General features: G+C 67.3%; 9 protein-coding genes. 6 read left to right on the top strand and 3 right to left on the bottom strand.

The genetic code is table 11. The annotated features are described in order from the left end of the window. Nucleotides 1-188: 188 nt before the first annotated feature. Nucleotides 189-587: a DUF5997 family protein gene (locus AC1DD3_RS16005; protein ID WP_230118193.1), complete on the bottom strand. Its 399-nt coding sequence runs from the start codon at nucleotides 585-587 to the stop codon at nucleotides 189-191. 136 nt (nucleotides 588-723) lie between these two features. On the opposite strand from AC1DD3_RS16005, the gene AC1DD3_RS16000 reads away from it, so the two are divergent. After that, complete coding sequence (locus tag AC1DD3_RS16000) at nucleotides 724-1,461, top strand: LysR family substrate-binding domain-containing protein (RefSeq protein ID WP_476882071.1); 738 nt, start codon at nucleotides 724-726, stop codon at nucleotides 1,459-1,461. A 25-nt stretch (nucleotides 1,462-1,486) separates the two neighbouring features. Here the strand turns inward: AC1DD3_RS16000 and AC1DD3_RS15995 are convergent, their stop codons facing one another. After that, nucleotides 1,487-2,206: a GntR family transcriptional regulator gene (locus AC1DD3_RS15995; RefSeq protein WP_230118191.1), complete on the bottom strand. Its 720-nt coding sequence runs from the start codon at nucleotides 2,204-2,206 to the stop codon at nucleotides 1,487-1,489. Nucleotides 2,207-2,311: 105 nt separating this feature from the next. Between AC1DD3_RS15995 and AC1DD3_RS15990 the strand changes: the two genes are divergently transcribed. The 4 genes from AC1DD3_RS15990 to AC1DD3_RS15975 all read left to right on the top strand — a co-directional run bounded on the left by AC1DD3_RS15990 (nucleotide 2,312) and on the right by AC1DD3_RS15975 (nucleotide 8,070). Beyond that, nucleotides 2,312-3,070: a LamB/YcsF family protein gene (locus AC1DD3_RS15990; RefSeq protein ID WP_230118190.1), complete on the top strand. Its 759-nt coding sequence runs from the start codon at nucleotides 2,312-2,314 to the stop codon at nucleotides 3,068-3,070. A 153-nt stretch (nucleotides 3,071-3,223) separates the two neighbouring features. Then, nucleotides 3,224-4,516, top strand: coding sequence for an MFS transporter (locus AC1DD3_RS15985; RefSeq protein WP_230118242.1), 1,293 nt, complete (start codon nucleotides 3,224-3,226; stop codon nucleotides 4,514-4,516). Between the two features lie 45 nt (nucleotides 4,517-4,561). Further along, complete coding sequence (locus AC1DD3_RS15980; RefSeq protein ID WP_230118189.1) at nucleotides 4,562-6,271, top strand: 5-oxoprolinase subunit B/C family protein; 1,710 nt, start codon at nucleotides 4,562-4,564, stop codon at nucleotides 6,269-6,271. Further along, nucleotides 6,271-8,070 carry an acetyl/propionyl/methylcrotonyl-CoA carboxylase subunit alpha gene (locus AC1DD3_RS15975; RefSeq protein WP_476882070.1) on the top strand — a complete coding sequence of 600 codons (1,800 nt, stop codon included), beginning with the start codon at nucleotides 6,271-6,273 and terminating at the stop codon, nucleotides 8,068-8,070. Before AC1DD3_RS15980 ends, AC1DD3_RS15975 begins: the two co-directional genes overlap by 1 nt. A 9-nt stretch (nucleotides 8,071-8,079) precedes the next feature. Here the strand turns inward: AC1DD3_RS15975 and AC1DD3_RS15970 are convergent, their stop codons facing one another. Continuing rightward, on the bottom strand, nucleotides 8,080-9,648 hold the full coding sequence (locus tag AC1DD3_RS15970) for an FG-GAP-like repeat-containing protein (protein ID WP_230118187.1): 1,569 nt from the start codon (nucleotides 9,646-9,648) through the stop codon (nucleotides 8,080-8,082). A 229-nt stretch (nucleotides 9,649-9,877) separates the two neighbouring features. Between AC1DD3_RS15970 and AC1DD3_RS15965 the strand changes: the two genes are divergently transcribed. Beyond that, the gene (locus AC1DD3_RS15965) at nucleotides 9,878-11,602 is read left to right on the top strand and encodes a multicopper oxidase family protein (RefSeq protein WP_230118186.1); all 1,725 of its coding nucleotides are present in this window, start codon (nucleotides 9,878-9,880) and stop codon (nucleotides 11,600-11,602) included. The last annotated feature ends 1 nt before the right edge of the window (nucleotide 11,603 follow it).

Below are 11,603 nucleotides of genomic sequence, written 5' to 3'. Positions count from 1 at the left end.
GACCGGATGAGCGGGGCCGTTCGTCGCGGCGGCAGATGGTTTGGCCGCGCCCCGTCTGGCTTCTGTGGGCGGCAGGCCGGCTGGGGGGCAAGGCCCCCCAGCCGCGCTCGCGTCCCCTCGGGATGGGGGATCAGGAGTCCGGGTTATCGCAAGGGTTACGGCAGCTTTCGTGCTGCCGGAAGCTCCAGCTAGGCCTGGCGCGCCTTCTTGGCGTCTTTCTTGGAAGCCTCGTCTTTGACGCGCTGAGCCTCGGCGCGCACCGCGGCGTGGGTGGAGCGCTCGGCGACCAGCCACGCGGGGGGAGCCTGCAGCAGCGCGGTGATTTCCGCCGTCGTCAGGGCCTCTTCGACGCCGCCGCGGGCCAGTCCGCTGATCGAGACATTCAGCTTCTGCGCCACCACCGGGCGGGGGTGCGGGCCGTTGCGGCGCAGCTCGGCCAGCCACTCCGGCGGGTTCGCCTGGAGTTCTGCGAAATCGGCGCGCGTGATGGTTGAATCCTGGAACTCCTGGGGTGTTGCGGGCAGGTAGATGCCAAGCTTCTTGGCAACGGTGGCCGGCTTCATGGACTGGGAGTTAGCAGAGGTCATGCTTCAAGGGTATCTGGCTGCGTACCGGAAGGGGACCAACGGTGAACCGAGAGCGGGCACCGCGCGGGGCACTGGCGGTACTGAGCTCCGGCGGTACTGCACTGGCGGTACTGAGCGCGGGCGGTACTGTGAACGTGTGCCCGCTGAAGATGAATCCACATTAGCCCCCGCCCCGCCAGAACCCGGCCAGCGGGAGCTTCGCTTCGCGTACGTCGCCGGCGTCACGCCGGGAAAGTGGATCCGCCGCTGGGAAGAGCGGATGCCGCATGTTCCGTTGCGCGGCTTCATGTCCGACGGCGGCACGCAGCTTTCCGTGCTGCGCGACGGTTCTGCCGACCTCAGTTTTGTGCGGCTGCCCGTGGACCGCGAGGGCCTGAATGTCATTCCGCTGTATGAAGAACAGCCGGTGGTGGTGGCACCCAAGGGCCATGAGATCTCGGTGTTCGAGGAAGTGGCACTGGAGGACCTCGCGGAGGAGACCTTCCTCGACGCCGACGGGCTCGGCGGGCCGGAAGCTGCCCTGCAGGTGGTGGCGTCGGGGGCGGGCCTGCTCATCCTGCCCATGTCCGTGGCCAGGCACTTCAACGTCAAGGACACCGTGGCCCGCCGGCTCACAGGGGCGCCCGGCACCGAAATTGCCTTGGCGTGGCCCAGCGATGCCACGGACGAGGTGATTGAGGAGTTCATCGGCATTGTCCGCGGGCGCACAGCCCAGAGCTCCCGGCAGCCGTCCGCCCAGCAGGAGAAGCCGAAGAAGGAACCCAAGCCGGACCGCCGCGGCACCGGCGCCAAGAAGCCCAAGGTGGCCCAGCGCTACGCCCCCAACCCGGACAAGGGCCGCGGCCGCGGCTCGCGGAAAAAGGGCAAGCGCTAGCCAAGCACCTGCGCTCTCAGCGCTCTCAGACGCCGTGAATGGCGACCTGCTGGGCCTCGGACCGGTCAAGGTACGCCAGCATCAGCTCTGACGCGCGCTCACCGTCCCCGGCTTCCAACGCGGCGCAGATCTGCTCGTTGTCCTTCAGGTATCCGCTGTAGAACTCGGCGTCCACCGTGGCCTTGTGGAAGAACAGGCGCATCTCGGCGAGCACCTGGGACATGATTGTGTCCAGGCGCCGGCTTCCGGCCATGGCCACAATGGCGCGGTGGAAATGCTGGTTGGCGCTGCCGAGCCCCTCATTGTCATTCGCGGCCGCGGCTTTCTTGCCCTCTTCCACAGCGGCGCGCACGGCCGCAATCTGCTCCGTGGTGCCCCCGTTCCGGATGGTGCTTACCTCGATGGCGCGGCGGACGGTGTAGACGTCGTGGATGTCACCGGCGCCAAGACTCGCCACGAACACACCGCGGTTGGGATGCCGGACCAGGAGCCGCTCGCTGGCCAGCTCGGCGAAGGCCTCACGGACAGTGTTGCGTGAAACGCCTAGATCCTCGGCCAGCGCGGCTTCCGTGAGCCTGGCGCCAGGCAGCAGCAGCCCTTCGGCAAGTTGGTGCCGCAGCTCCTGGGCAACCCGCTCCGCCACCGAGGGCACGGCTACCCGAAGGCGTGCCCCGGCAAGCGATGCGCCGTTGCCTGCAGCGGCTGGGGCGGAGGCACTCCGGGCGTTGCGGGCTGGGCTCGTCATGCCTTGAATTTACACGATTGCCACATCGTTTAATCGTTGGATTGTTGAACAATTCCTCAAAGTGGTGCATCCTAGAACTCAGGCTTCTATGAGACGAGGATCACAATGACGAAGATCGACCTGAACAGCGACGTCGGAGAATCATTCGGGCGGTGGACCCTGGGCGATGACCAGGCGATGTTCCGCTCCGTCACGAGCGCCAACGTGGCCTGCGGCTTCCACGCCGGTGATCCCAGCGTTATTCGGAAGACCTGCCGGCAGGCGGCCGCCGCCGGCGTCGTCATCGGCGCACATGTGGGCTACCGCGATCTTGCCGGTTTTGGCCGCCGCTTTCTGGACATAGCGCCCAACGAGCTCGCGGACGACGTCGTCTACCAGATCGGCGCGCTGCAGGCGCTGGCCGCGGCGGAGGGCACGCGCGTCCAGTACGTTAAACCGCACGGCGGGCTCTACAACGCGATCGTCCACCACACGGCGCAGGCACAGGCCGTGGTCGACGCTGTGAAATCGGTGGACGCCCAGCTGCCCATTCTGGGGCTTCCCGGCTCGGAGGTGCTCCGCCTGGCGGAAGCCGCCGGCCTGCGTGCCGTCCCGGAAGCCTTCGCCGACCGGGCATACAACCCGGACGGCACGCTCGTGTCCCGCTCCCTGCCAGGATCTGTCCTTGATGATCCCGCAGAAGTGGCGGAACATGTCCTACAGATGGCCACTGATTCCGCCGTCCGCACCGTGGACGGTTCCGTCCTGAAAATCCGCGCAGAAAGCATCTGTGTGCACGGCGATTCCCCCGGAGCCGTTGCCATGGCCACAGCCGTGAAGTCAGCCCTGACCGCAGCAGGCGTCACCGTCGCCGCCTTTGCCTGACCGCCCGGCCTGCCTGCCGCAGCATGGCCGAATAACCCTTCCAAGCACTCCAACACCCCAACCCCGGAGTATCTAATGACCGCCTCAAACCCATCACCGGCCGGGTCCACACCCGGAACGCCGTCCCCGGCAAAGAAGCCGCAAACCAAGAGGATGCCGCCCGGAGCACTCAAGGCCTACGTCGCCAGCCTCACCGGCACGTCCCTTGAGTACTACGACTTCGCCATCTATTCGGTGGCTTCCGCCCTCGTCTTCCCCAAGATCTTCTTCCCCGGCAATGACGAGTTCGTCGGGCTGCTCCTTTCCTTCTCGGCGTTCGCCGTCGGCTACCTCGCCCGCCCCATCGGCGGTGTGATCTTCGGCCGGCTCGGCGACAAGATCGGCCGCAAGCAAGTCCTGGTAGTTACCCTCATGCTGATCGGCGCAGCCACGGTGCTGATCGGTGCGCTGCCTGACTACTCGGTCATCGGCGTCGCCGCCCCGGTCATCCTGGTGCTGCTGCGACTGGCCCAGGGCATCGGCGTCGGCGGCGAATGGGGCGGAGCCGTCCTGCTCTCCAGCGAGTTCGGCGATGCCCACAAGCGCGGCTTCTGGTCTTCGGCCGCGCAGATCGGCCCGCCGGCCGGCAACCTGATGGCCAACGGAGTCCTGGCCGTGCTGGCAGCGACCCTCAGCAACGAGGCCTTCCTTTCCTGGGGCTGGCGCGTCGCTTTCCTGGCCTCCGCACTCCTCGTGGTCTTCGGCCTGCTCATCAGGCTCAAGCTCGAGGAAACCCCGGTCTTCAAGGCCATCCTTGCCCACGGTGAACAGCCCAAGGCCCCCATCAAGGAGGTCTTCACCAAGGAACCGCGTGCCCTGGTCGCGGCCGCCCTGTCCCGGGTCTGCCCCGATGTTCTCTACGCCCTCTTCACCGTCTTCGTGGCGGTCTACGCCACCAAGGAACTGGGCATGACCACCGGCAATGTCCTCGGCGCCATCCTGATCGGTTCCGCCTTCCAGCTGGTACTTATTCCCGCAGCCGGGGCCCTCACGGACCGCTTCAACCGCCGCCTCGTCTACGGAATTGCCGCAGTCGGAACCGCTGCTTACACCCCGCTGTTCTTCCTGATGATCCAGGGCAGGTCCGTCCTGATGCTCACCTTCGGCGTCGTGATCGGCCTGGCCTTCCACGCGTTCATGTACGGCCCGCAGGCGGCGTACATCACCGAGCAGTTCCCGGCCCGGCTGCGCTACGCCGGCAGCTCGCTGGCCTACACGCTGGCCGGAGTGATCGGCGGCGCCGTGGCACCGTTGATCTTCACCGCCCTCTACGCAGCGTCCGGCGACTGGCTACTGATCGCGGTGTACCTGCTGGTGGCGTCCGTGGTCACCGTCATCGGCCTGGCGCTCGGCCGGAACCCGCAGACGGCCGAGGAAGAACGGCTGCTGCAGGAATCGCGCGCCTAAGTGGCTCAGATCCCATTCACGGCACCGGCAACGATGGAAGCGGCTATGGAAACAGTGGCAGCACAAAAGGCGGCCGTTCAGAAGGTCAGGTCCGTGCGTGCGGTGGGGACCCGGGCGGTGCTCGCCGAACTCTCCGGCACCCGGGACGTCCTCGCCCTGCAGGCACTGCTTCTGGAGAACCCGCTGCCGGGCCAGCAGGACGTTCTGGCCGCGGCCGAGACGGTCCTGCTGACGGCGGATTCGCCGGCAGCTGCACGACGCATCGCCGCGCTGCTGCTGCAACTCGACCTCACCGCGCCGCCCCAGCGGGACGGCGACCTGGTGGTCATTGACACTGTGTACGACGGCGAAGACCTCACCGAAGTGGGGGAGCTGACCGGCCTCGGAGCGGACGGCGTGATAGCCGCTCACACCGGGCAGATCTGGACTGTGGCCTTCGCCGGCTTCGCCCCTGGCTTCGGCTACATGGTGGGGGAGAACCAGGTCCTCGAAGTGCCCCGCCGCAGCTCACCGCGCACCGCCGTTCCCGCCGGCTCGGTGGCCCTGGCCGGCAACTACTCCGCCGTGTACCCGCGCCGGTCCCCGGGCGGCTGGCAGCTCATCGGCCGCACCGGCGCGAAAATGTGGGACCTGGACCGTGAACAGCCCGCGCTGGCGAGCCCCGGCCACCGGGTGCAGTTCCGTGCCGTCCGGGACGCAGTAACACTGGCTGATGAAGCCGTTACCGTTGCCGCGGCGGAGCCGCAGGACGTTCCATCCGGCCTGCAGATCGTTTCTCCGGGACTTTACAGCCTGATCCAGGATCTCGGCCGCTACGGCCACTCCGCACTGGGGGTTTCCGCCGCCGGAGCGCTGGACCGGGCCTCGCTGCGGCGGGCCAACCGCCTCGTGGGGAACGCGCCGTCGGCCGCTGCCGTTGAGACTGTCGCCGGCGGACTCACGGTGACGGCCGTCGGGGACCAGGTCCTCGCCGTCGCCGGCGCGCCGTCGGAACTGACCGTTGACTCTGCTTCGGACGACTCTGCTTCAGACGAGGATTCCGGGACCGTCCGGCGCTCGGTTCCGGTAGCCACCCCCTTCGCCTTGCTCGACGGCGAGACCCTGACCATCGGCGCGCCGGAGAGTGGTTTCCGCAGCTACCTCGCCGTCCGCGGAGGAGTGGACGTAGCGCCCGTGCTGGGCAGCCGTTCCACCGACACCATGTCCGGCATCGGCCCGGCGCCGCTTGCCGCCGGCCAGGTCCTTGCCGCCGGTGGCGAGACCGAATCCGGCGTCGTCGGGACCCCCGAGCTGCAGCCGGAGTTCCCGGGCACCGGGGTGACCGTGCTCGACGTCGTCCCCGGACCGCGCGCCGACTGGTTCGATCAGGAGGCGCTGGCGTCTTTTGCCGGCCAGGAGTGGGAGGTGAAGCCGCAGTCCAACCGGGTGGGCATGCGCCTGAACGGCACGCCGCTGCAGCGCAGCCGCGCAGGCGAACTCCCCAGTGAGGGCACCGTTGCCGGAGCCCTTCAGGTCCCGCCGGAGGGCCTGCCCGTACTCTTCCTCGCCGACCATCCAATCACCGGCGGCTACCCGGTGATCGCCGTCGTGGTGGATCACCAGCTCGACATCGCAGCCCAGATCCCGATTGGCGGCAAGATCCGCTTCCGCTGGGCTCCTGCTAAAGACGTTCCAGCCCGCGTTTCCCCTTCCGCCGAGATCCCAGCCGCCGCAGCGGCCCCCGAAACCACTTCCGAACGAAAAGCGAGTAACTGATGCGCAAGGTCCTGATCGCCAACCGCGGAGAAATCGCCGTCCGGATTGCCCGGGCCTGCGACGACGCCCAACTGGGCTCCGTCGCCGTCTACGCGGACGTCGACGCTGACGCAGTGCACGTCGCCGCCGCGGACGAGGCGTACGCCTTGGGCGGGAACTCGCCCGCGGACACTTACCTGAACATCCCCAAGCTGCTCGCCGCTGCCGCCCAGTCCGGCGCGGACGCCATCCATCCCGGCTACGGCTTCCTCTCTGAGAACGCCGACTTCGCCCAGGCAGTCCTGGATGCCGGACTGACGTGGATCGGCCCGACGCCGGAGGCCATCTTGCTGCTTGGCAACAAGATCACCGCCCGGGAGACGGCCGTCCGCGCCGGTGCGCCGCTCGTGGCCGGCAGCGACGGTCCGGTGGACTCGGCCGCGGAAGCGCGCGCCTTTGCCGAAGAACACGGCCTGCCGATCGCCATCAAGGCAGCCTTCGGCGGCGGAGGGCGCGGCATGAAGGTGGTCCGCGCCCTGGACGAAGTGGAGGAAGCCTTCGACTCTGCGGTCCGGGAAGCCGTCGCCGCGTTCGGTCGGGGTGAATGCTTCGTGGAGCGCTACCTGGACCGTCCCCGCCACGTCGAGGCGCAGGTCCTGGCGGATACCCACGGCAACGTGGTCGTCGTAGGAACCCGCGACTGCTCCCTCCAGCGGCGGCACCAGAAGCTGGTAGAGGAGGCCCCTGCGCCGTTCCTCAGCGGTGACCAGCGGAAGCAGATTTACGACGCCGCCAAGGCAGTCTGCCGGGAAGCCGGCTATTCCGGCGCCGGGACAGTGGAATTCCTCGTGGCCACGGACGGCACCGTGGCGTTCCTCGAAGTCAACACCCGCCTGCAGGTGGAGCATCCGATCACCGAGGAAACTACCGGGATCGACCTGGTCCAGGAGCAGTTCCGGATCGCGGCGGGAGAACGCCTGCGTTACTCCGAGGACCCGGCACCGCGCGGCCATTCCTTTGAGTTCCGGCTCAACGCCGAGGATGTGGGCCGCGGCTTCCTGCCGTCACCCGGAACCATTGCCGAGTTCTCCGGTCCCACCGGTCCGGGCATCCGCCTGGACACCGGCGTCCGCTCCGGCTCGTTCGTCGCGCCGCAGTTCGACTCCCTGCTGGCCAAGCTGATCGTCACGGGCGCGGACCGCCAGCAGGCGCTGCGCCGGGCCCGCCGCGCTCTCGCGGAAATCCGCATCACCGGCGTGTCCACCGTGCTGCCGTTCCACCGGGCGGTCCTCGAGTCCCCGGACTTCACCTCCGAAACCGGCCTGGGCATTCATACCCGCTGGATAGAGACCGACTTCGCGGACCGGATCCCGGCCGATCCGGGCTACAGCACCACAGCGCCCGACGGCGAACGCCGCACCATCACCGTGGAGGTGGACGGCCGCCGCATGGCGGTGGGCCTGCCGGCGGATTTGTTGGACGGCTGGGCACTTTCTGCCCGGACACTGTCCGGTGGGGCACTGTCCGGTGGGGCGCTTCCGGCCGGGGTTTCGATTGGTTCGGGGTCCGGCGGCGGTGCTGACCGTTCGGGCACGGATGCCGCCGACCCTGGGGAGCTGCGCGCCGACATGGCCGGGACCGTGGTGAAGTGGCTCGTAGAGCCGGGCGACGAAGTTTCGGCGGGGGACGCCGTCGTCGTTCTTGAAGCGATGAAGATGGAAACCCGGATCGCGGCGCACCGCGACGGAACGGTGACCGGCATCCGTGCCGAAGCGGGCGGGGTGGTCACCGCGGGAGCGGTGCTGGCAATGATCGGGTAGCCGCACGCATCAGCGGACGAGCGTGCGGATGCCGCCCCAGCCTGTCCCGATGGTGCCCGGTGCTCCCCACCGGCCCTGGCCCAGCGGGTAGTAGCGCAGCGCGCCGTCGTGGAACAAAACGGTCAGGCCGCGGGTGCCGGCTCCCTGAAAACTGTAATTGGCGGTGATGCTGCGGGCGCTCCAGCCGGTGCCGATTTGCGGGCGGGCTTCGCTCAGGAAGTTGCCCCTCCCGTCCTGGCGGTAGAGGCGGAGAATCCCGTCCCGGCCGGAGGCCAGCAGATCCGGGCGGCCGTTGTTGTCCCAGTCCGCGATGGTGAAGTTGGAAACGTTGCCCCATCCGCTGCCTACCAGGCGCCGGGTGCCAAGCCCGCGGCCTGCGGGGTTGTCGTATAGCCACAGCTTGCCCGCGACGTCGCGCGCCAGAACACCCGGATACCTTCGTGAGGTGTCCCAGGTCCCGGCCGTGATGGTCAGCTGCTGCCACCCGCCGGCCCCGGCGGTAAACGCGGCGCCGAAACCGCCAGCCGGCCGGCCGGGGTAAACGGTCAGCGTTCCGTTGGGCCACTGCGCCAGCAGGTCCAGGGTGCCGTCACGGTTCCAGTCAATCTTTGAGACGGAGCGCGCGGATCCCCACCCTTTGCCGATGGCCGCGCGCTGGCCGAGGCCGCCATTGCCCAGGGCGGGGTAGTTCCACAAGGTTCCATCCGATGCCACGGCCAGAACATCGGAGCTGCTGTGGATAGAGGCAAGCGACTTGCCGGCAGTGTCCGAGGGCCCTGTCCTTGACGCGGAACGGAAAACGTCGCCCACCGCGCCCATGACGATTCGGTCCCCGGGCCGGCTGGTCCGGAGGAGACGGGTCACGGTGGAGAGGGTGGTGGAGATACAGCCAGCCGACGGAACGTTGCCGGCGTGGAAGAAGATGGCGTACGAGGCTCCCTGGATGGTGGAGGCATCGGGAAGGCGGTTGTAATTAATCACCGCGGCCTGCTCGTAGTAGCCCTGGTTCATGAAGGTCCACAGGTTTTCGTCGGCCGGCCCGCCGGCGCCTTCAAAATACTGGTTGTAAGTACTCCCGCGCTCGCCGCCCCAGCGCGAGGACGGTTTGATGGTGCGGTACCTCAAAGCCGTGCCCGGATTCCGCCGTCCCAGGGCCTCGGTGACGGTAAAGGACCCTGTGGGTGAGCGGTTGGTGTCTTCCCACGCCTTTCCAGGTGCGGAAAAGCCGTTGATGCCTGCGAATCCTGTGGTTTGCCATTCAGTGCTGTACCCGGATGCTGTTTTCACGCAGCTGGTAATCGCCACCTGGGTGCGGTTCCGGTCCGTGGCGGTGGCAAACGTGACACGCGGGGCGCCGTACGTGTTGAACTGCACCTGCCCTGCGGTGAGCCGGGAGCAGGCGTTGTAAACCTGGGCTGCGTATACCTGGGCCGCGGGGACCGTAGCGGACTGGGCGGCGGGAACGTTGGCCGCCGCCAGGATGGTGACCACGGCGGCAGCGATGAAAGTGGCCAGCCGCCGCGCCCGGTGCGACGGAGCGCGGCGTGACGGAGCCCGGTGCGATGGAAAAAGCGTCAATTAATCCCCCAAATAAATGCGCGGCATTGCCGCACGGCTTTGTCCGCGCCAGCGGATGTCCCCAATCTAAACCACCAATTCGGGTGGGCACGCCTGCACACCGAATTCCTCCCCCAAGGTTTTCAGAAGTCCGTTGGCGCACGATGGCTGTGTTCCACACCACAGGCAGTTGTGCAGGAAACTCGCGGCCGGTGTTCCTTCGAACACCGCACAATTCTTGGAGGAAGTCATGGCAACACGGAGAGACGTGCTGAAACTGAGCATGCTTGGCGGCGCTGTTGCCCTCACCGGGACCAACGGCGGCGCCGCCCTGGCCGGTGTGCCGGCAAAGGGCGGCGCGGACGATGCGGGATCGACGCCGATCACCACTCCCAGCAGGCTCTCGGCGAGCAACACGCCGGTTCCGTACACTGCAACGTTCCGCCGGCCTCCCGAGTTGCTCCCCTACTCGACCGGCAGGGACCCCAGCGGCCAGCTCTTCGCGAAGTATTCCCTGTCGCAAAAGCTGGGCAAGGCCCAGATAGCCCCGGGACTCTCCACCACGATTGCCGGCTATAACGGGACGTTTCCAGGCCCGACGATCCGCGTTCCTCAGGGCACCCGGACCGAGGTGCGGATCAGCAACCGCCTGCCGGCGCAAGGCCTGCTGTACACGGAGCCGTTCAACACCGTCACCCACCTCCATGGCTCGGCCTCGCTGCCGCAGTATGACGGGTATGCCAATGACCGCACGGCTCCGGGCAAGGTGAAGAACTACCACTACCCGAACTGGCAGGCTGCCCGGACGCTCTGGTACCACGATCACAACCACATGCTCACCGCGCAGGGTGTGTACTCCGGCATCGCGGCCATCTACGCCCTGTCGGACAAATATGAGCAGGCGCAGCTGCCGCAGGGCGAGTTCGACGTGCCGATCCTGGTCTCTGACGTGATGCTGAACGCGGACGGTTCCCTCGGCTACAACGACAACGGCCATGCCGGGCTGTGGGGCGACATCATCACGGTCAACGGCGTGCCGTGGCCCACCATGAAGGTCAAGCCCAGGATCTATCGCTTCCGCTTCCTGGTAGGCTCGATCACCCGGTCCTACCGGTTCGCCCTGTCCACCGGTGATCCGTTCTACGTGGTGGGCACCGACGCCGGGATGACGCCGAAGGTCCAGGCGGTTCCGTCGTGGCGGCAGGGCACTGCCGAGCGGTACGAGGTGCTCATCGACTTCCGGAAGTACAAGCCCGGGCAGACCGTGGAGCTGCGGAACCTGAGCAACAAGAACAACGTGAACTTCGCCAACACCGGCAAGGTGATGAAGTTCCAGGTCGTGGCCAACTCCCCTTCCCCGGCAGGATCCAGGAGCATCAGCGCCATCCCCTCGACGCTGGACATCGGCGCACACCCCACAAAGGCCGCGGGCGGGATCGAAACCATGGCACTGACCCCCGACATGGCCGTGGCCAAGAGAATCCTGCGGGTTCAGCGCAAGGGCGGAGAGTGGACCATCAACGGCGAAACGTGGGACACCGTGGAGAAGTCCAACTTCACCCGCTGTTTCGCGAACCCACAGCGCATGCAGGTGGAGCAGTGGACCATCGTCAACGAATCAGGCGGCTGGTTCCACCCGGTCCACATCCACCTGATCGACGGAAAGATCATCGGCCGGAACACGAACGGCGGCAAGCCGTTCGCCTGGGAAGGCGGTCCCAAGGACGTGTTCTATGCGGGCGAGAACGAATCGGTCACCGTGCTGATGCAGTTCGACACCGGCAAACACCTGGGCGGCCGCTACATGGTCCACTGCCACAACCTGGTCCACGAGGACCACGACATGATGGTCCAGTTCGCGGTCGGAGACCTCAGGAACAACGACCCCATCAACGCCGACAAGCCCGTCTGGGAAACGAAGCCCGAAGGGTCCTACGCATCAAAGTACAAGGCCGCCTACCCGGCAGGAACGTGAC

It is taken from the genome of Arthrobacter sp. 05T444, from assembly GCF_056395905.1.
Note: the sequence above shows the minus strand (reverse complement) of the source record. Positions and strands in the feature narration are given on the sequence as shown.

What these genes read in the sequence shown, in the direction of transcription:
- AC1DD3_RS15995 (WP_230118191.1), bottom strand. Translation starts at nt 2,206, where the DNA reads ATGACGAGCCCAGCCCGCAACGCCCGGAGTGCCTCCGCCCCAGCCGCT.
- AC1DD3_RS15965 (WP_230118186.1), top strand. Translation starts at nt 9,878, where the DNA reads ATGGCAACACGGAGAGACGTGCTGAAACTGAGCATGCTTGGCGGCGCT.
- AC1DD3_RS16005 (WP_230118193.1), bottom strand. Translation starts at nt 587, where the DNA reads ATGACCTCTGCTAACTCCCAGTCCATGAAGCCGGCCACCGTTGCCAAG.
- AC1DD3_RS15975 (WP_476882070.1), top strand. Translation starts at nt 6,271, where the DNA reads ATGCGCAAGGTCCTGATCGCCAACCGCGGAGAAATCGCCGTCCGGATT.
- AC1DD3_RS15990 (WP_230118190.1), top strand. Translation starts at nt 2,312, where the DNA reads ATGACGAAGATCGACCTGAACAGCGACGTCGGAGAATCATTCGGGCGG.
- AC1DD3_RS15980 (WP_230118189.1), top strand. Translation starts at nt 4,562, where the DNA reads ATGGAAACAGTGGCAGCACAAAAGGCGGCCGTTCAGAAGGTCAGGTCC.
- AC1DD3_RS15985 (WP_230118242.1), top strand. Translation starts at nt 3,224, where the DNA reads ATGCCGCCCGGAGCACTCAAGGCCTACGTCGCCAGCCTCACCGGCACG.